The sequence below is a fragment of the Olsenella sp. Marseille-QA0557 genome (genome assembly GCF_965119725.1).
GTDB lineage: Bacteria > Actinomycetota > Coriobacteriia > Coriobacteriales > Atopobiaceae > Coprovicinus > Coprovicinus avistercoris.
In genome coordinates this window covers 460310-484200 of record NZ_CBCPMI010000001.1, presented here as the reverse complement: position 1 = coordinate 484200, position 23891 = coordinate 460310, and the positions used below count along the sequence as shown (strand labels likewise).

The 23891-nt window shown below is 52.7% G+C and carries 19 protein-coding genes and 1 tRNA gene; 11 read left to right on the top strand and 9 right to left on the bottom strand.

Annotated features, from left to right (window positions below):
* Positions 1-47 precede the first annotated feature (47 nt).
* The 10 genes from ACQY6Y_RS02165 to ACQY6Y_RS02120 all read left to right on the top strand — a co-directional run bounded on the left by ACQY6Y_RS02165 (position 48) and on the right by ACQY6Y_RS02120 (position 12684).
* Positions 48-4886 (top strand): acyl-CoA dehydratase activase-related protein, encoded by a 4839-nt coding sequence (locus ACQY6Y_RS02165; protein ID WP_428378670.1) that lies wholly within the window; start codon positions 48-50, stop codon positions 4884-4886.
* Between the two features lie 259 nt (positions 4887-5145).
* Positions 5146-5520, top strand: coding sequence for a GntR family transcriptional regulator (locus ACQY6Y_RS02160; RefSeq protein WP_428378669.1), 375 nt, complete (start codon positions 5146-5148; stop codon positions 5518-5520).
* A gap of 2 nt (positions 5521-5522) precedes the next feature.
* Positions 5523-6428: an ABC transporter ATP-binding protein gene (locus ACQY6Y_RS02155; RefSeq protein WP_428378668.1), complete on the top strand. Its 906-nt coding sequence runs from the start codon at positions 5523-5525 to the stop codon at positions 6426-6428.
* Positions 6425-7150, top strand: coding sequence for an ABC-2 transporter permease (locus ACQY6Y_RS02150; protein ID WP_428378667.1), 726 nt, complete (start codon positions 6425-6427; stop codon positions 7148-7150). Before ACQY6Y_RS02155 ends, ACQY6Y_RS02150 begins: the two co-directional genes overlap by 4 nt.
* A 117-nt stretch (positions 7151-7267) precedes the next feature.
* The gene (pepT, locus tag ACQY6Y_RS02145) at positions 7268-8524 is read left to right on the top strand and encodes a peptidase T (RefSeq protein WP_428378666.1); all 1257 of its coding nucleotides are present in this window, start codon (positions 7268-7270) and stop codon (positions 8522-8524) included.
* Between the two features lie 39 nt (positions 8525-8563).
* Positions 8564-9412, top strand: coding sequence for an HAD family hydrolase (locus ACQY6Y_RS02140; RefSeq protein WP_428378665.1), 849 nt, complete (start codon positions 8564-8566; stop codon positions 9410-9412).
* A 27-nt stretch (positions 9413-9439) separates the two neighbouring features.
* The gene (locus tag ACQY6Y_RS02135; RefSeq protein WP_428378664.1) at positions 9440-10237 is read left to right on the top strand and encodes an HAD family hydrolase; all 798 of its coding nucleotides are present in this window, start codon (positions 9440-9442) and stop codon (positions 10235-10237) included.
* 36 nt (positions 10238-10273) lie between these two features.
* The gene (locus ACQY6Y_RS02130) at positions 10274-11671 is read left to right on the top strand and encodes a hypothetical protein (RefSeq protein WP_428378663.1); all 1398 of its coding nucleotides are present in this window, start codon (positions 10274-10276) and stop codon (positions 11669-11671) included.
* A 138-nt stretch (positions 11672-11809) separates the two neighbouring features.
* Positions 11810-11886 (top strand) — tRNA-Met (locus ACQY6Y_RS02125).
* 159 nt (positions 11887-12045) lie between these two features.
* Positions 12046-12684: a DUF6088 family protein gene (locus ACQY6Y_RS02120; RefSeq protein ID WP_428378662.1), complete on the top strand. Its 639-nt coding sequence runs from the start codon at positions 12046-12048 to the stop codon at positions 12682-12684.
* A gap of 914 nt (positions 12685-13598) precedes the next feature.
* Here ACQY6Y_RS02120 and ACQY6Y_RS02115 read toward each other — a convergent pair.
* The 8 genes from ACQY6Y_RS02115 to ACQY6Y_RS02080 form a co-directional block, all read right to left on the bottom strand.
* Positions 13599-14762: a hypothetical protein gene (locus ACQY6Y_RS02115; RefSeq protein WP_428378661.1), complete on the bottom strand. Its 1164-nt coding sequence runs from the start codon at positions 14760-14762 to the stop codon at positions 13599-13601.
* A 124-nt stretch (positions 14763-14886) separates the two neighbouring features.
* A complete protein-coding gene (locus ACQY6Y_RS02110; protein ID WP_428378660.1) occupies positions 14887-16101 on the bottom strand; it encodes a radical SAM protein in 1215 nt (404 codons plus the stop codon).
* Between the two features lie 86 nt (positions 16102-16187).
* Positions 16188-16340: a hypothetical protein gene (locus ACQY6Y_RS02105; RefSeq protein WP_428378659.1), complete on the bottom strand. Its 153-nt coding sequence runs from the start codon at positions 16338-16340 to the stop codon at positions 16188-16190.
* Positions 16341-16379: 39 nt separating this feature from the next.
* Entirely contained in the window at positions 16380-17126 is a 747-nt protein-coding gene (locus ACQY6Y_RS02100; protein WP_428378658.1) for a hypothetical protein, read from the bottom strand.
* Between the two features lie 37 nt (positions 17127-17163).
* Positions 17164-17331, bottom strand: a complete 168-nt coding sequence (locus ACQY6Y_RS02095; RefSeq protein ID WP_428378657.1) for a hypothetical protein — start codon at positions 17329-17331, stop codon at positions 17164-17166.
* 94 nt (positions 17332-17425) lie between these two features.
* Positions 17426-17989 (bottom strand): hypothetical protein, encoded by a 564-nt coding sequence (locus ACQY6Y_RS02090; RefSeq protein ID WP_428378656.1) that lies wholly within the window; start codon positions 17987-17989, stop codon positions 17426-17428.
* Between the two features lie 154 nt (positions 17990-18143).
* Positions 18144-19079 (bottom strand): ABC transporter ATP-binding protein, encoded by a 936-nt coding sequence (locus ACQY6Y_RS02085; RefSeq protein WP_428378655.1) that lies wholly within the window; start codon positions 19077-19079, stop codon positions 18144-18146.
* Positions 19079-20029 carry a helix-turn-helix transcriptional regulator gene (locus ACQY6Y_RS02080; protein WP_428378654.1) on the bottom strand — a complete coding sequence of 317 codons (951 nt, stop codon included), beginning with the start codon at positions 20027-20029 and terminating at the stop codon, positions 19079-19081. Before ACQY6Y_RS02080 ends, ACQY6Y_RS02085 begins: the two co-directional genes overlap by 1 nt.
* 324 nt (positions 20030-20353) lie before the next feature.
* Between ACQY6Y_RS02080 and ACQY6Y_RS02075 the strand changes: the two genes are divergently transcribed.
* Complete coding sequence (locus ACQY6Y_RS02075; protein ID WP_428378653.1) at positions 20354-21466, top strand: IS110 family transposase; 1113 nt, start codon at positions 20354-20356, stop codon at positions 21464-21466.
* A gap of 594 nt (positions 21467-22060) precedes the next feature.
* On the opposite strand, the gene ACQY6Y_RS02070 is transcribed toward ACQY6Y_RS02075, so the two are convergent.
* Positions 22061-23722, bottom strand: coding sequence for an amidohydrolase (locus tag ACQY6Y_RS02070; protein WP_428378652.1), 1662 nt, complete (start codon positions 23720-23722; stop codon positions 22061-22063).
* Positions 23723-23891 lie beyond the last annotated feature (169 nt).

Sequence of the window (23891 nt, the reverse complement as noted above, 5' to 3'; positions counted from 1 at the left end):
GCCATTCGGAGAACAGCGTTGCTTTCGTGGCGCTAGGGAGGAAACCGATGACTAACCACAAACTTTCAAATATGGAGCAATCAACTGCTGCTCACCCGTTAAAGCTGGTTGCTGACGGCGCAGAGCTTAAACCTGCCAACCCCGTTGATTTTTCCCATGCACATCTGCGTTTGGGAATTGATGTTGGTTCCACAACGGTAAAGCTCGCTGTTATTGATGAAGCAAATCATCTTGTCTACGCCAATTATGAGCGCCATCATACCGATGTTCGTGCAACCGCAAAGGCTCTGTTTGAGCGAGCTCGCGGTGTTTTGGGCGATGCTCCCATGCGCGTATCCATTACTGGCTCTGGCGGTCTTTTGCTGGCCAAATGGCTGGATCTTGAGTTTGTGCAGGAAGTTATCGCGTCTAAGCGAGCCGTTGAAACCATTATTCCTCAGACCGATTGTGCAATTGAGCTTGGTGGCGAGGATGCCAAGATCATCTATTTTGATAATGGCATTGAGCAGCGCATGAACGGCACATGCGCAGGTGGTACCGGTGCGTTTATCGATCAGATGGCAACCCTGCTTCATACCGATGCTTCCGGTTTGAATGAGCTTGCGAAAAATGCAACCCATATCTATCCCATTGCAAGCCGCTGCGGCGTATTTGCAAAGTCTGACGTCCAGCCTCTTCTGAATGAGGGCGCTGCACCGGCAGATGTTGCCGCTTCCATTTTCCAATCGGTGGCTAACCAGACGGTCTCCGGCCTTGCCTGTGGTCACCCAATTCGTGGCTATGTCGCGTTTCTCGGCGGTCCGTTACAGTACCTCTCTGAGCTGCGCCATCGTTTTTATGAGACGCTTGATTTGGATGAAGAGCACCGCATTGTTCCTGAGAATGCCCACTTGTTTGTAGCGACTGGCGCGGCACTTGCTGGTGAGTCTGACAAGATCGTGACGTTTGCAAGTGTTATTGAAGCTCTTGAGAATCTGGGTGATACCCAGGGTTCTGAGGTGGAGCGTCTCCAGCCGCTTTTCGAAGACGCTGAGGCCTATGACGAGTTTAAAGAGCGCCATAACGCTCAGGTGGTACCAAGAGGCGATCTTGCCGGCTATAAGGGTCGCGTGTTTATCGGCATTGATGCTGGCTCTACCACTATGAAAGCTGCAATGGTGGGTGAAGACGGCCAGCTTCTGCACACGTGGTATGGCTCAAACAATGGTGACATTTTGGGCACCGCGCGCGTGATCATGGATGATTTTTACGTTCACATTCCTGAAGGCTGCACCATTGGCCATGTAACAACAACTGGCTACGGTGAAGCACTGCTGATTGAGGCACTTCGTGCAGACTCTGGAGAAATCGAAACCGTAGCGCACCTGCGTGGTGCAAAGGCATTTGTGCCAGATGTTGAGTTCATCCTGGATATTGGTGGCCAGGACATGAAGTGTTTGCAGGTCCGCAATGGCGTGATCGAACACATCATGCTCAATGAGGCCTGCTCTTCTGGCTGCGGTAGCTTTATCGAGAGCTTTGCTAAGTCCATGAACATGGATGTTATTGAATTTGCGAAAGAAGCCGTGCATGCTCGCAAACCGGTTGATTTGGGCAGCCGCTGCACGGTCTTTATGAACAGCCGTGTTAAGCAGGCGCAAAAAGAGGGAGCAACCGTCGGCGATATTGCTGCGGGACTTTCCTATTCCGTTATTAAGAACGCCCTGTTTAAGGTTATTAAGCTGCGCGACTTTGACGAGATCGGCAAATATGTTGTTGTACAGGGCGGCACGTTTATGTCTGATGCAACACTGCGTGCTTTTGAGCTGCTTACGGGCCGCGATGTCATTCGTCCAGACATTGCTGGCTGCATGGGCGCGTATGGTGCAGCTCTGCTCGCTCGTGATCGTGCTGGTGAAAATGGCACCTCTACACTGCTCTCTCGTGAAGAGATCGACAATCTGAAAGTTAAGCACACCAATGTGCATTGCGGCCGTTGCTCAAACAACTGCCTGCTCACGATCAATGACTTTGGTGGCGGACATCGCTTTATTACCGGCAACCGCTGTGAGAAGGGCGCTGGTAGTAAGGGTCGTAAAACTGAGGCACCCAATCTCTTTGCCTTTAAGAATCAGCTGCTGTTTGATAGACCAGTGCTTGATCCCGATAGTGCTCCTCGTGGTACGGTGGGTATTCCGCGTGCCCTTAACATGTACGAGAACTATCCGTTCTGGCACGCATTCTTTACGGAACTTGGCTTCTCGGTGGTGCTTTCCGACAATTCCAGCAAAAAGACCTATGAGGCTGGTATTGAGTCCATGCCATCTGAGAGTGTGTGCTATCCTGCCAAGCTCTCTCACGGCCACATTATGAACCTGCTCGGAAAAGATCCTGACTTTATCTGGATGCCCTGCATTCGTTGGGAGCGCCAGGAGGATGAGACTGCAGGCAACCATTACAACTGCCCCATTGTTATGAGCTATCCGCAGGCACTTGGTCTGAATGTTGACGAGCTTGCCGATCCTTCGGTTGAGTTTATCGACGAGTTCATTCCTTATGACAAGAAACGCGAGCTTAAGCGTCGTCTCTATGAGTTGGTAAGCGTGCGCCGCGAGAAAGATGCAGCTAAGGGACGCGGTAGGTTCCGTGGCGAGCACATTACGCGTGCCGAGGTTGATCGCGCGGTCAATATTGCCTGGGAAGCAGATCTCGAGTTTAAGCGCACCATGCAGGAGAAGGGTGACGAAACACTCGCTTGGATCGAAGAGCACCATGCACATGGTATCGTGCTTGCAGGTCGTCCATATCATAACGATCCTGAAATTAACCATGCCATTCCTGAGCTCGTTAATTCGTTCGGCTTTGCGGTGCTTACCGAGGATTCCGTCGCGCATAAGATGCGTCCCGAGCGTCCTATTCGCGTGGTAGACCAGTGGATGTATCATTCCCGCCTGTATCGTGCAGCACGTTTTGTTGCCACACGTAATGACCTCGATCTTATCCAGCTCAACTCGTTTGGCTGTGGTCTCGATGCTCTGACAACCGACCAGGTACAGGAGATTCTTGAGGCCTCTGGAAAGATTTATACCGTGCTCAAGATCGATGAGGTTTCCAACCTTGGTGCAGCACGTATTCGTATCCGTTCTCTGATGGCAGCCTTAAACGAGCAGCGCGAAGAGCTTGAGGAAGAGGCAAAAGCTGGCCGTTTGCACGAAGCTGCACCGGTTGATGTGCGCATGGCTGACGGTTCGCTTGAGCATGTGCGTCCGGCGTCCGAGCCTGGCGAAGACGCTCAGGTGCCGGTGTATCGTGAATCCGAGAGCGCTGCGTGGGATAAGGTCGAGTTTACCGAGGCAATGCGTGAAGAGGGCTACACCATCCTTTGTCCGCAGATGGCACCCATTCACTTCGACCTGGTTGAGCCCATTATGCATGCCTACGGCTACAACATGGTGTTGCTGCCTTCGGTTGACCACGGTGCAGTTGAGGCGGGCCTGAAGTATGTAAACAACGATATTTGCTATCCGTCTATTCTGGTAACCGGCCAGATTATGGAGGCTATCGAGAGTGGTAAATACGATCTCTCCAAGACTGCCGTTATTATTTCTCAGACGGGTGGCGGATGCCGTGCAACCAACTACATTGCTCTTATCCGCAAGGCCTTAAAGGATTCTGGACATCCCGAAATTCCGGTTATTTCACTTTCTGTTGCAAAGACGCTTGATGAGAAGAACTCCGGTTTTGACATCAAGAAGCCGGGCCTTATCCTTCGCGCAGTATATGCCTTGCTGTATGGCGACCTTATTATGCAGCTGCTCTATCGCGTGCGTCCGTACGAGGCAGAAGAGGGCTCAGCCAATGCTCTGTACGACACCTTCATGGCGCGTGCACGCGATTTGCTCCCCACCGTCGAGCGCAGTGGCTTCTATAACTTCTGCCGTGAAACCGTTGAGGCATTTGATGCGTTGCCGCTGGTAAATGACCGTTCCAAGCCTCGCGTTGGTGTTGTTGGAGAGATCCTTGTAAAGTTCCATCCAACCGCAAACAACCAGGCTGTTCAGGTTATTGAGTCCGAAGGCTGCGAAGCCAATGTTCCGGGACTGCTCGACTTCTTCCTGTTTGGCATGAGCAACCAGATAAATATGAAGCGCGAGCTGGGAACTAAGTTCACAAGCCGTCTGACACACAAGGCGGGCATTGATCTTGTCCAGTCGATGCGTCGACCGATTGACAAAATGCTCGAGGCGAGCGAGCGTTTTGAGCCCTATGAGCCCATTCATGAATTGGCAGAGAAGGCCGAGCGCGTGCTTTCGCTGTGCAACACGATGGGTGAGGGCTGGTTGCTCACTGCCGAGATGATCGATCTGATTGAGCACGGAACACCCAACATCGTGTGCTGCTCACCCTTTGCCTGCTTGCCAAACCACGTTGTTGGCAAATCGGTGATCAAGCGTCTGCGTCAGATGCATCCCGAGAGCAATATTGTTGCTGTTGACTATGACCCGGGTGCCTCTGAGGTAAACCAGCTGAACCGTATTAAGCTGATGATCTCTGTTGCGAAGGAAAACTACCGGCGTTTGCACGAGCAGCAGGGAGGCGGCAAGGGCCTTGCGGAGGCTTTTGCTGACGATGCACGATCTGCAAACGAATTGAATGCATATGGTGCAGACCCCAATGATGGCTTCCGTATCGAAAACCCTGCCGATCCTACCTTGCACGTAGTTTCTCCGTACGTTGAAGAGCCTTTTGCAGCCCAAGAAGGGGCAGGCACATCCTGCTCTGCTCATGGCTGTGGATCTGGTGAGGAACCTGCCCTCAATCTTTCTGATGAGCAGCTTGCTCGCATTGAGGCCGCTAAGCGTGCTGCTGCCAAGCGTGCTTCTGGAGTTATAGACAGCAAGAAGTAGGGTTCTCCATACCAGCATTTTGCTATTTGAGTAAGAAAGCGCCTGTGCAAAAGAACTGCACAGGCGCTTTTTTTCAATATGTCCAGCCACCGAGTAGATAAGAAATCTTAAAAAATATATTGTGTATATACAGCATATACAGTATGCTCAGATTAAGCAGAGGAGGACGCTCTGAAGCCAGGCCGGATATAAGGGACGCCTTACCGGTTCAAAGCAAATTTGCTTGCATGATTTTATAAGTGCAGGAGGAAATGGTCGGGTGGATATTGTCATCTCAAATTCGAGCGATAAGCCCATTTATGAGCAAATAGCTTCGCAGATAAAAGCCCTTATCCTCTCGAGTGAACTTAAAGAGGGAGAGCAACTGCCAAGTATTCGTGCCCTTGCAAATGGCTTGCGCGTGAGTGTTATTACCACGAAGCGTGCTTATGCCGATCTTGAAGCGGCGGGTCTTATAGAGACGGTTCGCGGCAAGGGTTGTTTTGTTGCAGGTGGCAATGCAGAGCTCATACGAGAAGAGCATTTGCGCGCAGTGGAGGCGCTCTTGGAGCAGGCTGTAAACGAAGGCCGTGCTCTTGGGCTTTCTGATGAAGAGCTTCTTGAGATGTTATCTACCATGATGGAAAGCGAGTAAGTATGAGTGTCGCTGCCTTTGGGGATGAGGTGCTCATTTCAGCACACGATATTTCGAAACAGTATGACGGCTTTCGGTTGGATGGCGTTTCGCTTGAGGTTCATGAAGGTGAAGTTGTAGGTTTTATCGGGCAAAATGGCGCCGGTAAGTCCACGACTATTAAAGCGATACTTGGTCTTATCACCCTTGATGGAGGTAAGGCAACACTGCTTGGTTGTAACTCCTCAACACTCTCAAAGAATAACGCGCAGGTAAAAGAGGAAGTTGGCGTTGTATTTGATACTGTCTCGGTGCCGGGACATTTGAAAGTATCGGATGTCGGTCGAGTTTGTTCTCGTGCCTATAGCAACTGGAACGCGCAAAGGTTTGCCGAGTTTACCAAGCTATTCGATCTGGATGAGTCAAAAGCGGTAAAAGAGCTGTCCCGAGGAATGGGAATGAAGCTCAGCCTTGCTTGTGCGCTGAGCCATCAAACGCGCGTGCTGGTGCTCGATGAAGCAACGGCGGGCCTCGATCCGATGGCTCGCGATGAAATACTCGACTTGCTCCTTGAGTATGTTGCCCAAGATGATCATGGTGTGCTTCTCTCCAGCCACATAACGAGCGATCTAGAAAGAATTGCAGATAGGGTGGTGTGTATTGATAAAGGCCGCATTCTTTTTGATATGGAAAAAGACGCCATTACCGACGAGATGGGCATAGCTCATTGTCGCCTTACAGATTTTGAACGCGTGCTTGCAGCACAAAACGAAGGGGAGCAGGTGCGCTATCTGCGTCGAGACTACGGTATTGACCTCTGTGTTCCTCATAGATACGACTTTTTGCGGCGCTATCCAGAAATCCCCTGTGATCGTATGACGATTGATGAATATATGACATTCATCTTGAAAGGTGGTGTGCGTCAATGAGGCGTGCCTACTTGATTGAAATGACTGTTCTGCGCGACTATGCTCGTCAGCTGCTGGGTCTTGGCTTATTTATTGCTATTTGTCTTAGCGTGGGTATGCACTCGATTGTGGCTGTACCAGGTCTTCTCTGCATGCTGTATTTCATTATGGGGGCACTCTCTACGGCCGCCTATGACGAGCAAAACAACTGGGGGCTTTACCGGCTTACCTTGCCGGTCAGCCGCCGCGATGTCATTCTTGGTCGGTATGCCGTAATAGTTACCCTGGGCATTTCCGGGATGCTTGTTGGGCTTATCGGCACCCTTGGATTGAGTATTGTTGTTTCCGTTCTTAACGTATCTTTGGATATTCAGTCATTGTTTGCTCTTACGCAAGAGCATGTGATGACGGTGATATTCACGATGATGTTTTGCATGCTCATGGGGGTTGTTGTTGCGAGTGTAGAAACCCCCATTTACGTTCGTTTTGGGCAGACAAAAGCGACGCAATGGGTTCCGCTTATTACTATTGTGCTTTTTATCGCGCCGTTTCTTCTCTTTGGTGGAAGCGGTTTGTTCGAAAGCGGTGCCATTTCAATGGAATCATTAAGGCAGTTCTTTGCATTTTTGGAGACACCGCAGGGTCTTGCTATGTGGTGTGTGGCAGCAATTGTAATTGCAGCTCTTGTTCTTACGCTTTCTATTGCTGTTTCTATCAAACTGTATGAAAGACGAGAATTGTAACGATACGTATAAGTTGTAAGCATATACACAACTTTAAAACCATCTTTTGAATGCTGCATATATCGCGGTACCATCGGGGTGATAGACAATTAATCCCAATACGAAAGGGCAGCAGCTATGGAAGATGGGTCCAGAAGCGATGTTTTAGAGAGATTCCTTCGGTATGTTCAGGTGGATTCTCAATCTGATGAACACCAAGAAAATCAGACACCTTCAACTGCTTGCCAGCATGATATGGCACGTCTACTTGCAGAGGAGCTGCGCGATCTTGGTTGCGCCGATGCACAAGCAGATGAGCATGCCTACGTTACTGCTCATTTTCCGGCAAGCGAAGGTTTAGAAGATCTCCCGGCACTTGGACTCTGTGCCCACATAGATACCTCGCCCGATGCTCCAGCCTCAGGTGTGCGCCCGCATGTGGTGCACTATGAGGGAGGCCCTTTGGTTGCAGGTGTGGTAAATGGCACAACCATTCAAACCACACCAGAAGAGGTGCCAGACCTCAAACAGTTTGTTGGCTTGGACATTGTGTGCTCAGACGGATCGACGCTCTTGGGAGCAGATGATAAGGCCGGCGTTGCTGCCATTGTTGCCCTTATCGCCCGACTGGCGAAAGACTCTTCGCTCAAGCATCCTCGGCTTGCGATTGCCTTTGTGCCCGACGAGGAGATTGGTCATGGTGCAAGCCTGCTCGATCTGGACAGCTTTGGTGCGCCTTGGGCATACACTGTAGATGGCGAGGCGTTGGGTGAGTTTAACTATGAGTGTTTTTCTGCGGCATCTGCGCAGATAACGGCTCACGGAACAATGGTTCATCCGGGCAGCGCAAAGAATATTATGGTAAATGCTCTCACACTTTTAAGAGAGTTTGATTCGTTGCTGCCAGAATGGGAGCGTCCGGAGCACACAGAAGGGCGTGAAGGGTATTATCACGCCACCGAACTTAATGGCACCGCTGGTGAGGCAACCATCTCATATATCATTCGCGATTTTGACGACCAGCGCTTTGAAGAGCGTCAGCAGACAATGCGCGATGTTGTCGCGTTTCTCAATAACAAATATGGTGCCGGTACGTTTGAGATTGAACTGCACGAGCAGTACCGGAACATGGGGAACCATTTTAAGGATCGCGAGTTTCTTATTACAAACGCACTTGAAGCCAATCGCGAGGTGGGCGTTGAGCCGTTTATCGTGGCGGTGCGTGGCGGCACTGATGGTGCTCGCCTCACTTTCCGCGGCCTTCCATGCCCCAATATTGCTACCGGTGGGTATAACGCTCATTCAGTTCGGGAGTTTGTGCCGGTTGCCAGCTTGGAGAAGACCGTCGATATTCTCGAACACCTGGTAGCAAAGTTCACCGTGCCACAGCAGTAAAAATCCGCAGCAAGCACGAGGCTAACCTACGGAGGAAGCATGATAAAACTCGTTCTGACTGACCTCGACAATACCATTGTGCCATTCGGAGCGGAGGAAGTAAGCGATCGTGGAATGCAGGCTATCCATGCGCTTGCCGATCAGGGTATTCGATTTGGACCAGCAAGCGGCAGGGCTTTGGGCAGCTTGCGACGCTTCTTCCGATTTGATGATGTGTGCACACAAACTGCAGTGGCTTCAAATGGTCTGGAAGTTTATGCCGATGGGCAGCTGGTAGCAGCCTGGGAATTTGATAGAGATATTCTTGAAAAAACGGTAGAAGCTTTGCGTGATGTGCCTTCAGCTGCACTTGTTGTTGAGAATCCCGACGATGAAGCGACGCCGCCCGTTTTGGTTGGCTTGGGGTCTGTCCCCTGTGCTCTCATGGACAATTCGCTTGTCTTTCCCTATGGCTATGAGGTTTCGGATGACATACCAGATGATTGGCGTTTGACGAAAGTCTCATTCTGCTATGACGCAGCATATGTAACACGCGAAGAGATGGAAGCAATTCTTGCAGCGGTTTATCCCGATCTTGATCCGCGCAAGTCCATCAATGATTGGTTTGATGTTGCGCCGAAAGGATGGAGTAAGGCTAACGGTGTGCGTGCTTTGGCGGCATCATTGGGTATATCGCTAGATGATGTGGTGGTCTTTGGCGACAACCTCAATGATCTCGAAATGCTGCAGCTTGTTCCTCATTCCGTAGCTGTATCCAATGCGGTGCCTGAGGCGGCAGCTGCTGCTCGGTATCATATAGGGGCTTCTTCTGATGATGCTGTTGCAAAAGCCATGGAGGAAATTGCCGCTGCGGCTGCCGAAGGTTCAATGCCACGTTTTATGCGATAAGACTTGGTTTCATTCAGAGGAGGAACTGTGATTAAACTCATTGCTTCCGATATGGACGGTACGCTTCTTGACGAACATTCTCAGGTGCCACCTGAGACATACGATCTTATTCTTGGCCTTCGTGAGCATGGTGTTCGTTTTGCTGTGAGTTCAGGACGTCGTTATGACACACTGTGCGAGTTCTTTGCTCCAGTGATTGATCAGATGGATTTTGTCGCCTCCAATGGCGCGCAAGTGTATGTTGATGGACGAATGGTAGATCGAGAAGTGTTTAGCCATAGCGCCATTTTGCGCTTGGAAGAAATTATTCGCTTCTTCGACTGCCTGCACCTGGTGCTTTTTGATCGTACCAGCAGCTTTTTGTTTGATGACACTGAGATATACGAGCGCGAGATTGATAAAGACTTGCCACGCGCATGCCGTGTCTACAAAACCCCTGGTCCAGAAGTTAATATTCTCAAGGCTTCTATCTATTGCGATGACCATGACAAGACCATGGATATGGCATATGCGCTGAGTCGCGAGCTTTCCGATAAGTTTGTGTTTGCACCTTCGGGTTCTAAATGGATTGATGTTATGCAGCTGGGTGTTACAAAAGCAACAGGCATCCAACAAGTAATGCACGCGCATAACATTACTGCCGACGAAGTTATGGCATTTGGTGACGCCATGAACGATTACGAGATTCTTCGTATGGTGGGCGATGCTTGCGCCATGGGTAATGCGCGTTATGCGATCCGACAAATCTCTAACCGTGTTGTTGGAACAAACGTCGAACATGGTGTTCAGCAAGAAATGCGTCGCTTGCTGGAGTCGCTCTCATAGCGTGTTTGACGGAAGATAAAACAGGAAAGGCTGCCCATGACAACTGAGGAGCACAACAATCTGGATGAGGGACAAAATCCAGTAGAAGAAGACCTTCATGATGAGAAGGACTCCTCAGTTGAGGCGGAAGAGGCCGTTCCTGAGGAAAGCGTTGATGACGAGCCTGGTCATACACAGGCTCGCGCCACAGTAGTTTTGGGAGACGAAGAGAAATTGGCGGCTGCTGCAGATAAAGCAGCTGCTCAAGAAAAACCAGCAGCCTCGGCCCAACTAATCAATCGCATTAAGGCGTTGTTTGAGCGTCTTCCGAATTGGGTGCCAATAGCGGGCCTTACGCTTATTGGTGTTGTGGCAATTGTCGCAATTGTCGCTACGCTTGTGCTGCCGCCATCGCTTACACAGGACCGGATCCTGTCAGATTTTGATGCGCCATCAGTTGCTGCTAAGGGTCTCACAAATTCTGTTTATGCCTCTAACACTGGCTATCGCCTTAAGGACGAAAAGGTGGTTTCTGTAAGCAACAATGGTGCAGAAGCGCGCGTTGCTACCGTTAAAGCCACTTTTGTAAATGAGAGTTTTGAGGTTGAGGTATCTGCGATCATCGACTATGAGTTGTCTGACAGAAGTTGGATGGAGCATCAGCCAACTATTACCGAAGTAAAGGCCACGCCCATTGCTGGAGTAAATGACGATGCGGTTTTAGCAGATATAGATACGATCCTCTCCGCCGCGGGCTCACAGGATGGCGTGACACTTGAAAGCATTTATACGGGCGGATCTTTTACTGTTGATAAAAGCACGCTTGATGTGGGCGATGATACAACGACATCGACAGTTGAGATTGCTGCTGAACGTGTGCGGTCACTCTATAAGTATTCTGGAACCTTAACAGCTCATTTTGAGTTTGTTCCAGGCAAAGCCTCAAGTGATGCAGGCTCTTGGAAACTTGTGTCGGTTGATGTGAGCGATAACGCCTATGCTCGGTCTCAAGCTTCCATCCTGGGAACTTGGGAGGGAACGCTGGAGTCAACTGAAACATCCAATTTCATTCTGGATATAGGCCGTTGTTGGGCAGGGGGTAGCACTCCACTTTCCTTAGAGGTAACGGCTTTTGATCCCGATAGCGGTCAGATGACATGCAATCTTTCCTTTGTATCGCATAATCATGGTGGGCTTGGATCAGACGCAGATACTACCGATGGCGATGCTGTGGTAGAGATATCCGATGCGACAATCATGCTTGATCCAGATACTCTTACAGGCTCGTGGACACCGCCTACGGGAGATCGTTCTCAGGGAGCATACCGTGTGCAATTCCGTAATACCGATGGTGTGTGGCGTGTGATTATAACGAGTGGTGTTGCAGGAAGTGATGGGTTGTTGCCCTTTGGCTATACCACGTTTACCGATACCTATGTGTTGGAGCGCGTATAGTGCGTTTTAATGCAAGGCGTATGAGCACACTTGTTTGATGTTGGTTTGATGTGAAGATCTCTCCACATTCTGAGGTTCATGTTGACTTTAGTGTTTGAGATCTGTAATGTATTCAGTTGCGCAAAGGCGCGTACATATTGCGGGGTGGAGCAGTCTGGTAGCTCGCCGGGCTCATAACCCGGAGGTCGTAGGTTCAAATCCTGCCCCCGCGACCAAAAGCCCAGGTCAGAAGCCTAATCGCTTCTGACTTTTTTGTTATCTCGGCTCCACCGCCCTCCCTCCGCGCGATCCGCGGGACGACTGGCGGGGCCTTCCTCCCACATTCGAAATGCAACCTCCCGACGCCTCCCCGACCGGCCCGCCGGGGGGAACAGGTGGACGGCGGCGAGCGGCGTCTCGCACTCCTCCGTCGCGCCCAGCGCGGGGATGGTCACCGCCACCTCGTCGGGGATGAGTCTCTCCTGCATCTCGTTCTCCTCTCTCGCGTCCGCGCCCGCCGGATGCAAGCGCGCTTGCCTCCGGCGTTCCTGCCGCCGGGCCCGTGCGACCGCCTGCGCCCAGAACTCCTCCGCGGCGTCTACTACGTCCCGGAGAGAAGCGAGCTGCTCGGCGCCGAGGTCCCCGCAAGCGTGGACGAGGTGGTCCGCGCGGTGGCGCGCGCGAACAAGTGGGTCGTCACGTCGGCGGGGGACGCGGCGCTCAACGCGCTGGGGCTCGACACCCAGGTCCCCGCGCGCCACGTCTACGTGAGCAGCGGCCCCTACAAGACCTATTCCTACGGGCCGCACGAGATCGAGCTGAGGCACCGCGCAAACCGCGACCTCCTCGGCTGCTCGCCCGCCACCCGCACCATAGTCCAGGCGCTCAAGGCGCTCGGGAGGGGCGGGGCGAGCGACGAAACCCTGTCCGCCCTCGCGCGGAACCTCACCGACGAGGACGCGGAGACCTTCCTGGAGGAGTCGAGGGGGCTCACCTCGTGGGTTGCCGAGGCAGCCAAGAGGATTTGGGAGTAGCGGCGCGACGGATAGGGTCGTGTGAGCGCAGCGTGCGCGGCCTCGTTCAGGGCCGGGGCGCCGGTGCCGCTGCTCGGCAACACCCGCGCGGCCCTCACGGGACGCCGCCCCTCCTTCTTCGGCGCGCTCGGCACACCCGTCGAGGGCGTCATGACCGACAACAGCCCGGGCTATCGCAGCGGGGGAGGTGTCTCTATGGTTGACAAAACCATAGAGACCCCCGCGCGAAGACCCGGGAATAATACCACTGAAAACAGGCCGAGGCGACAAGCGACTGATCGGGAAATGTCGGAGGCACCCCCTACGGCCCTGCTGTCGCTCCCACTCCCGTAGACAACGGTCGACCAATAACATCTTTTGGGCCGCCGCGCATGAACGCGTAGCGGACCCCGTACAACTCCCCGCGGAATTGGAGGAGCCTCCCGTGGTGGCAGGTGCGATCTACTCAAGCGCAAGTCGAAACTTTCTCGATTGTCGCCTCGAGCTTCTCGTCCGCCACCACACTCATGCCGAAGATGCCAATCTTCATCGAGGCCGAGCGAGATACGCCAGTCGCATAGGCGAACTATACCGCGCAGAGGCGCGCGGCCAGCGCGTTCTTGGCCGCGCCCAATGCGCGGTGTGCCGACCTCCTCTATACGGGCGGGAACACCCATATGATGTCCGTCTCGCTGAAAGGCTTTATTACGCGGACGTCGGAGCCGTAAGCACGGGATGCCAGCACTAACCGTGCGCGTCGCTTAACGTCCTTCTCTCCGAACCAAAAAAGCGCGGGCGCAGGAGAATAGGACCGTTGTGGCGCATTGTCATAATGATGCTTTCCCAACATCTATGGTGGTAATAAGGCACGAATCGCAGGCATGCCCTCGGGCTCGAAAACGCATCTGGTGGTTCGATATGCGCAGACGCAAAAACTACGCCTCTCTTTTCGCGCGCTTCCGCACTTTGATTAACTTGAGAGAGATGCCAAGTATAATTATTATGATTATATTTTTATAATGGTCAATCATTTCAATAACTGGTGCTCCCACTGAAATATCCTTAGTCAGCATCTGTAAGAACAGGAGCAGCTGTCCGCCAAACACAAGAACCAGGACACACGCCATAGAGAGAAGGTATGCCCAATACGGAAGCGTCTCAGCCGTCACGCCCTTCCCGATAAGGTCCTTTAGTCCAAAGAGCGATTTCTTTCTAAGGTTGGGCATCTTAAGAAGGGTTGACAGCACATAGTATCCATCCGAATACATGAACGGCATGAGATTGTTTACAGCCATCATTAGATTAACGAACATACCGACAAGAAGAAACAAGCGATGGTCGGCAGGACAGACTACACTTAGGATTAAGAAGCCGGCGGACAAGAGCAGGTTAGCGACGACGTCAGCACACCATATCGCAATTCGCCTCCGTGGTGGCAGGAAGTATATTCCCGGAATTTTAACGTACAAGGCGAGGCTCACGTAGTAGAAGAAGCAAATCGACAGCTCTTTGGGACGCGCCCCCATTCTGACCGCCACCACTGCGTGAGAAAGCTCGTGCAGGATAATCGACGGCACCTGAACGATCCATGCGAAAATCAGCACCTTGGAGTCGGAAAACAAGGAGTAGAAGAGGGAGTAATCCACATGGGGGGCAACGAAAATGGCACAGGACACAAGGAGGATTCCCACAATGGACAAAGCTGGCAGATGTCTCGCCACAAACTCTAAGTCTGGCATTATGTAGTCGAGGCGGACAGTTTTAATGTCTACGAGCATCAAGTCCGTCTCGTCATGCGTTTCGAAACCCCGTTCCGACCCATCGCTCACAATGCCGGCCTTGCGCGCCACTTCGTACAGCCGACCGATGTCCAACGAGCGCCCGGACGCCAGCTCCTTGTCAAACTTGTTCTGGGCGTCCTCGACACTCCTGCTTCCGTCCAAGAGGAGAAGCGCTTTGTAGACAACCGGAGCATCATCCGCCCGCACGGCGATGTACCTATCGCTGTCCTTGGAGCCAATACAGTAGATGTCTCCTGACCTTTTGCGAAAGAGCAGGTGGCACTCAAGCTCCCCGTCTATTCTGGGATTGTCTGGCAAGCCTATCCCTCTTTTTCGACACGCAGAGCGAGGCGAACGAGCAGCCTCTCAAGCATTTTTCTTGTCATTGCGCAGCTAGAAACAGAACTGCGGAAAGGATCGCCGGTTGTGTCCAAATTCGCACCTAAACAGCTGTGGCACACGTGTTTGCGAAACAGCGGGCGCACTCGGGGAGAGCCCTCTTCCTCATTGCGGAATACTTCTCCCTCATTCTACGCAGGGCGAGGTCAATCGAATCGAACTCGTCGTGCACGTTTGCGGCACGATAGCCGGCTCGATCGGTGAAGTAGAAGCAGGGGTAGATGTCCCCAAAAGTGGAGACGGACAGCGTCCCGAACCCTGCGTTGCACAGATATTCAGAGGCGACCTTGTATTTCAGACATGACTCAAGCCCCGCAAGAAGAGCAAAGCTGTCATTCTTTCCATCCTTACGCGCGTCGTATACATCGTCAACTGCATCGACGAACGCCTGTGTAGAATTGAGCTCGAACTGGGGGTCGGTCGAGCAAACTGGGGTAACATAAACGGGGATATCACCGAATTCCTTTCTCAGCTTCTCAATCAGCTCGACAATAGAGCACTGTTCATCCTCGTGTGCTTGGGTATACGTCAGCTCAAATTGAGAAGGCTGCCCCGTGGCTTCGAGGAGACGCAAGACGTTGTGGTGGACCCTATCCCACGACGCAGAGTCCCCCGGAAATGGACGCAACCGGTCCTGAAAGGATTTTCCGTCAATACTCACGGTCACATTAAGGTCGAATCTCTTTATCAGGGATAAGAGCTCGTCGTTGACAATCACGCCATTGGTCACGAATCCGATTTTAGGATTCTGTCGCTTGTCAATAAAGTACTCGCAGGCCAGTCTGATTGCCGGCATGTTCAGCGTCGGCTCCCCGCCAAACAATTGGATAACGGCAATCTCCTGATATCTGCTGCAGAAATAATCTAGCGCGCGCGTGAGCGTATCCACGCTCATCAAGCCTCTTTGGCCTCCGTAATCCCCGCAGTTTGCATAGCAGTACTTGCAGCGCATGTTGCAATCGTTGCTTATGTTCAGAACGAGACGTGGGAGCTGACCGGCGGGCGGGCATCCAACCGAGCGAACGTGTACGCCACCCAGCTTTTCGCGCAGCCCATTTAGCTGCCGGTCCGTGATGCTGAAGCCCTTCGCATTCAGATCGTCCAGATCGGCGCCATTCGCAACTTGGCGAATGAGGGGAATCAGACCCGCTTTCACAACAAAAAAGCGCATAGCATCCGGGCAATAAACAATCTTGCGCTCACCGTCGAGCGGTAATACGTGGACTCTCGTCATCGGCTTCGCCCCATCTATATCCATCAATTTGCCGCACCGAATTCAACTAAATATGGCAAAGAAACAGCCCATGGGGGCATCGTTACTCGATGCCCCCATGGGCTAGCATGCTAGCCGCACCAGATTCCGAAGTTCCCTGCTCCGCAGCCACAGAAAATGCCGAGGCCTCCGAGCGCAACCGCAGCCTCGAGCTCTTCGACGTCGTCAACGTTGACCTCGTTCATCTCCAGGCTGAAATCGTTCTCCTTATCCTTTACCCGCACCTCCCATCGTCCTTCCTAGATTGATTGTTCACCCGCCCTCTATCGAAGCTCCGCTCTGCTCCAAATCGCCTTCGCAACCAGGAGAACGACCGCGGAAGCTCCGATGCAGGAGCACACAATGAGCAGCATCTGACCCATCGTCGCTCCTGGAAGAACGGCCATCTTGAGCGCCACCGCCGGATGTACAAGAAACTGCGGTGGAAGTCCCTGGACAAGATTCCCGGATGGGGAGATGTAAGGGTGAACGAGCAGCGCCATGCTCCAGAGTTCTGCGAAAATCACTAAGGCGGATGCGGTGACGGCCCGAAGCACATCTCGAAGCAGCACAATGGCCAAACACGCCGGGGAGGCCATCGCCACGCACGCGCAGGCAAGCGCGATCACCCTGCACGCATATCCGTCGAAACGCCCGAGCTCGGAGCCAAGTAGCCCAAAACACGCAAGGGCCGACGAGCTTAGGCAGATAAACAGCACCATCACAAGGAACTCTGCGATATGGGCTGTGAACACTGACGACCTGCTGTTACCAGCGCATATCTCGCCACCTACTGTCCGTGATTGCAGACCCCTGCCAAACACATATGAGCAGGCAGGAACCGAGACGAGAAGAAAGACCCCCATATAGTCCGGTATGTTCTCTGAAATAACTGCCAGGGTACCCGCAGACGCATCGCCCGACGGAACTAGAACAGCAAGGACAAATGCAAGTGCCCAAGACAGGGCGATTGCCGCAAGGTAAACGCGCTCCCTCGCAATTCTCCAGAGTGAGGCCTTAACTATTCTCATGCCAGCTCCAACTCACCCGAACACTCCCAATCTAGGACTAGCCGCAGAAGATTCCGATGTTTCCCACGTTGCAGCCGCAGCCGAATCCGATAATACCGGGAGCGATTGCCTTCTCCAGCTCCTCCACGCCTTCGAGGTCGACCTCCTTCATCTCGAAGCAATCAATTTGCTCCTCGATCGCAACGCCATCCCTTGTGTCAACCATGAGTACTCCTTTCCTTATGAAGGATTTATCGTTTTCGGCGCGACTTTTCCACTGCACCTCTTCTCATTTAGAGTCGCTCCGAGATGTGGCCCGTCTATTTCATGTCAGTCTTTTCAAGAATGGCCGTACAAACCGCATACAGCACTATCGACCACACGACACCGAGCATGACGCCGTATAATGGAGACATGTCTCCTTTTGCAACGAACCACATTGCTCCGAAAGGAAGAAAGTGCGCTGCAGCGAGGCCAGACGCTCCGTTGAGAACGGGCATCTGCAGGAGAGTCACGCCCAGAGAAATGGCAATTGCAGCCGCAGAACTCCGGGTGGCTACCGAGACCAAGACTGGCACCATCGCCGTCGACGCTGCCAACACCATCAGAGACACCAACATGACAAAGAAACTCGCCGCCTCGGCCGGCGTGAATGAAGCCCCCCAGCCGTTGGTGAGCGTGCACCAGGCAACCGCACAAATGGGGAAAAGGATAATCGCAAAGGCCATGAACACAACAAATACCAGGATCTTGGACAAAAGCGCCTTCCCCATCGTCCAGCCGCATCGAATCGGATAGGAGAACGTCCCCCTTTCGAAGTCTCCGCCGAAGCTTAGTCCCGCGTAGACACCGACAATCATCATGGTGGCAACAGATTTCATCATAATCTTCCCCAACACCTCGCGACCGGGTGCCTCCAGCTGATGCCCCCCGGTCAGGACCACCATATTCGCCAGGACAATCACAAGGAGCGCAATCCAGAACGTCCGATCGTATAGATATCGCACAAGCTCAGCGCGAAGCAACCTCCCCATCACATCATCGCCCGCCTTCCACTGCAGCCAGAAAGTAGTCTTCTAGGGACTCATCCGAATACTCAAGCGTGTCAATCTCCAGACCGCGCGACTCAACCTCCGCCCTCACCTCGTCAGCAGCGGGGGCCGGACGGGCATTCAGAACGATGGCGCCTTCGACATCGCGCTCAATTACCGCGTCCGGGAAGCGGGCCGAGAGGAATCGAATCGCAGTCCCCTGGTCGCTTGTGATGATTCGGAAAGTTCGTCCCCTCTGGCGAGAAAACTCCTCCCTGCTGAATTGGTCAGCCACATGACCTTGGCGCAGGAAGATGTAGTCGGTTGCCGTATGAGATAGCTCGGCCAGGATGTGACTCGAGATCAGAATCGTCGTCCCCCGCTCACGATTCAGAGTTTCAAGGAGTCCCCTAATCTCGCGTACCCCTGCTGGATCGAGGCCGTTTATCGGCTCATCCAGCACCAGAAACTCAGGATCTCCTAGCAAGGCTACTGCCAACCCCAGTCGCTGCTTCATGCCGAGAGAGTAATGCTTGACCGAACGTCTTTCGTCGGGACGCAGCCCCACCAGATCGAGCGTCACCCCGATATGTGAGGCGGCGTCAAGACCTCGAAGCAGGCACTGAACCTCCAAGTTCTGCGAGGCAGTCATGCTCTCGTAGACCGCCGGAGCCTCGATGAGAAACCCAGTCTTCGCCCGAGCCGAGCGCAGACCGCGCTCACCGCTCTCCCCGAGCAGGGAAATAGCGCCCGCCGTCGGCCTAGAGAGCCCGGCGATTATCCTCATTGTGGTCGTCTTGCCCGCACCATTCTCACCAATGAACCCGTAAATCCTTCCACGTCGGAGTTCCATGTCCAACTTGTCAAGGACGGTGAAGCTCCCGTATCTCTTGGTGAGCCCCGATGCCCTAAACACGACGTCCTGAGCCTCGCTGCTCTCCATTACGTCTCCCTTCCGTATCCTCTATCTTTTTTGGCCAAAAATCGCCTTGCTGTTCTGTTGTATCGATCCGTGTCAAGCGCGCTGGCGCAGACCAAGCTATTAACGAGTAGCCCGGCGGCAACCGCGATGGCCAGCCAATATGCCGCAGATGCGTAGGCTGATTTCCCGTCCAGACCAGGGACAAAGCTCGGCGCTATCACGATGGCGACAGTCAACAAGAGGGAAAGATAAACCGACCTTCTCCGGTGGCCGCGTAGCGCTTCCTCCTCGGGCGCCGAATCCCGAACACTCCCGTTCCTTGCGATAAAGGCCACGCGGGAGCGATGCGTAGCGAGCCCTAACACTGCTGAGAGTGCAACGCATATCATCAGCAAAACTGGCCCAAGCTGGTTGATCTCGCCCGTCAAGTCCAATTGAACAGCCTCGGCGAAAAACTCAGCCGAGAATCCACCGGCGAGGAAAAGGGCAGAGAGCGAGAGCGTGCGTGCACGCCTCTTCATATACGCATCAAAGTCCACCCAAGAACAGCCCTCAGCTTGTGCCGCGGTCTTCGGTTGGCAATGAACGGCCTTTGGAGCAGGAGACCCCGCGACGGCATAGACGGGCGTAACCCCCTCCTTGGCCGCATCGATTGGAAGTGTAGTAGAGTCGCTCCTTGCGGTATCATCCTGATGAGAAAGCTCCGGATCGGAAGCCCCGGAAGCGGCATCAACGTACTCCTCCTCGGCTGCCTCGCCCGCCGACGCTGTCAGGTCTCCCCTCACCAAGTCATCCATTGAGCAGCCGAATATGTCGCAAATCTTTATTAGCTTTTCCATTTCTGGATAGCTTTTCTCGGCCTCCCACTTTGCCACTGACTGACGACTTACGTCGAGCCGTGCCGCTAGCTGGGACTGGCTCATCCCCCTCTGCTCGCGCAGATACAGCAGGTTCTCCCTTAGGTTGGACATCGCACACCCCCTCGCCCCGTTGAGCCGCATCCGTTGAAATCATTTTTGGCTCGAGGCCGGCGACGACTCAACCACTTTCAAGTTGCTTTTTTAGGATAAGTTGACAACCACTGGTTGTCATGGCGGCTAGCAGGGATTATCCGTCTGCTTTGTGTTCGATTCTCAACAGTTGGAGTGGCTGGAATTCAGTAAGACGATATGAGAAAGCCATTGGAAAGAAAGCCTCCCCGCGACATACCCTACTCGCGGGCTGGGCGAGGACAATGGCTGTATATCGTCAACCTGCGGTGCTCGCCATACCGCACGTATGGGAGGAGGCTTCCCATGTCACATGTTACCTCCATCGGCCTCGACGTACATGCTCGCTCGGTTGCCGCCTGCGCGTTCAATCCTTTCACAGGAGAGATAATACAGAAATCGTTTGGCACCAATACAGAGGAAATAACTTCCTGGATTTGCCACTTTGAAGACCCTAAGGTTGTCTATGAGAGTGGACCTACTGGCTTTACGCTTTGTCGCACACTCCGTGCTCACGGCATAGACTGTGTTGTCGGAGCTGTATCAAAGATGCAAAAACCCGCCAGTGATAGAAGACAAAAGAATGACAAGCGCGATGCAGCATTTCTTGCACGTTTGCTTGCAACACACAACATTGTTGAGGTATGGGTTCCTCCTGTTGAGGTTGAAGCGAGCCGTGATCTGTCGCGTGCACTTGATGATGCGCGGGAAGACTTGCAGCGTGCCCGGCAGCGCCTCTCAAAGTTTTTGCTAAAACGTGGACATGTATTTGATGAAGTTGATGCACTTGGGCGTAGGAAAAGCGCCTGGACACGCTCATTTTGGAGATGGGTTGAGGGATTGAGACCAGATGAGGTTGCAGCAGCAACAGCGTTTAATCACTACGTTACCTGTGTGCGCTGTGCCGAGTCGGACAAACGCGCGCTGGAAAAGCAAGTTCTTTGTGAGGCTCAAACCCAACGATGGAGCCCTGTTGTCGGAGCACTTGCATCCATTAAGGGTATCGATATCATCTCTGCTTTTTGCTTAGCTACCGAAGTCGGCGTCTTCAGCCGTTTTCCAACAGCAAGATCGTATGCCTCTTGGGTTGGTATCACACCTTCTGAACACTCAAGTGGTGAGAAGAAGATATACGGAGGCATTACCAAAAATGGCAATTCAGCTTCTCGCCGTACCCTTATCGAATCTGCTTGGCACTACATAACATGTTCTCCAAAACCAAAGCCAATACCTGATGGCTTTGATGTTTCGCGAGGAATCAAACGCAGAGCAGATGATGCTACAGCCCGTCTTGTATATCGACACAAAGCACTGAGATCAGCTGGCAAACGTACTTGTGTTGCCAATACAGCAGTTGCACGAGAGCTTGCTTGTTGGGTGTGGGAAATTGGTAGACGTGCTGAGGGAACACTCAGCTAGACGACACTACTCAAAAAATTTCTTGCCAGTGAGAGTTGCATATCGACGCATTGTCGAGACCGGTTTACGAGGCTTTTATGGGCAACCAAAAGGCAGTACCCGATAAGAAAGACTATAGGTTTTTTCGAATGACGGTCTCGGACGGAGAATCGAAATGCGGTACGTACGCAATCTCAAACATATATCTGAGCTACCCGCTGGTATACAGCGTACAAGCCCGCGGATATTAGCTTGCCAGGCAAGCGACGACTAACGATCATCAATGCGACAGAAGCTGGCCAGAAATAGTTGCAGACTCGGGCATTAAAACCTGAGTCTGCAACGTCATGCCTCTTGACAATGGCTTTCTCATATTAAAAAGAAGGACCCGAGCCTGTCGGGTCCTTCTAGGTGTCGCCCGAAGGCTACCACCGCTATTACAAACACAATTTACCACTACAGTTTACTCCTGGCATTAACGGCAGTTGCTCGAAAAGTCAGTACGCATAGCGTCGCTCATAACCTTGCTGGTGGAGACCATTTAGCTACACCTCTCTTTCACTCAGTGTCAGTTTGGTATCACGTCAGGCTCATAGCTTGCGAGGCACACAAAGTCTAAGCTTCAAAAACCTTCTTGCCACGAATATATGTTGCAGTAACCTGCACCTTATCAATCTCGTCTTCGGGGATTGTGAGCAAGTCTCGGTCAAGAACAGCAAAGCTTGCCTTATAGCCCGCACAAAGCATACCAAGACCCTCAAATCCAACCACTGAAGCAGCTTCACGTGTGTATCGGCTCAGCGCTTCCTCGCGACTGAGGCGCTCATCTTGACCAAAATCAAAGCCTGTATGTGCACGGCGTGTAATGGCACTCTTCAGGTTGGGGAATGGGTCGGATGGTACGGCCCACGAAGTGGCAGGAGCGTCAGTAGATAAAGCTACTCGTACTCCAGCGTCAGCCATAGTGCGGAAAGGATAGCAACTGCGGGTGCGCGTATCGCCGAGGTTAGTGCGGTACGTATCAATTTCTGCGTAAGGAAAGATGGGTTGAGTTACAACTGCAATGCCTGTTTGAGCAAAAGTTTTTATTGCGTGGGCAGAGGGAGCTGTTACATGCTCCACACGCACCGGCGGTACAGAACCTGCGTCCCAAAGTCCGGCAGCCGTGACACGATCGAGTACACGATCGATAGCGTGGGTACCCATAGCATGAAGTGAGAGCTGGCAGTGATGAGCTTGGCAAAAGGCAATGGCGGCATCAATATCTTCATCGGTGCAGGTAGGAATGCCGCAGTTCTCTGCGCCAAGATCTCGGTCAGAGGGAAGGTAAGGCTCATAGAACCATGCCGTGCGACCTGAAACGCTGCCATCAGTGAGAATTTTTATTCCAGCAGAGAATATCTGCTGCGAACGATCCATTTCGTCCGGACCAAGTATGTATGCATCGGGATTTGCCTTGATATAGTCCCACAGCATGTAGCTGGCAATATCTTGCGGCAGCCCATGGCGTGCTGCATCGACAAGAAGCGGGTGAGTATCGGTACCATCGACGCTGCACATATCTGTACCAGCAACAACGCCTTGCGATGCCAGAAGCTGTCCAAGCGCCACAATGTTGTGTACAGCGTCTTCTCGGCTGGGCTTGGGAATTACCGGTGTTACAAGGTTACGAGCAGTTTCCTTGAGAACGCCTGTTGGCTCACCGTTAGCATTACGTTCGATTTCACCACCAGCAGGATCGGGTGTATCGCGAGTAATACCAGCAAGCTCAAGCGCACGGCTATTCACACAGCGAATATGTCCACAGGTACGCATTATGCACACGGGTGCATCGGCACATCCACGGTCTAAGTCCCAACGAGTGGGAGAGCGTTTCTCTGCAAAGAGCCCCTCGTCATAGCCCCAACCCTCAATCCAAGCATCAGGACCCTGCTGGGCACGGCGGGCGGCAATGGCATTAACAAGATCTTCAATGGAGTTTACCGCTGGCGGTAGTGCTGAGATTTGCGGGGCAAAGTTGGCGAGCATAACAGCATGCATGTGGGCATCTACAAATCCTGGAATAACACGAGCACCTTCAAGATTGACAACACGACAAGCACTTCCCGTATAAATCTCTGGAAGCTCGGTAGCCTGCCCAATCCAGGCAATACGACCCTGTTCGTTCACAACCATGGTATCTGCTTCTGGCTGGGAAGGATTGGCAGTCCAAAACCGACCGTGTTCGAATCGTGTTACTGAATGATTTGAATCTGTGTCATGATGCGTGCTTGTCATCATTCCTCCCAACCCCAACTTCCATACCGTTTGCAGTATTCGATAGCATGGTTGCGCTGCTTCGATTCTTTTAACGGTACCTGGGACTCTCTTGTACTGTTGTTCAGCATAACGCACTCTATATGGAATACCGTACACCGAGGTTGTCGCTATATTGCAAAGTAGTTGC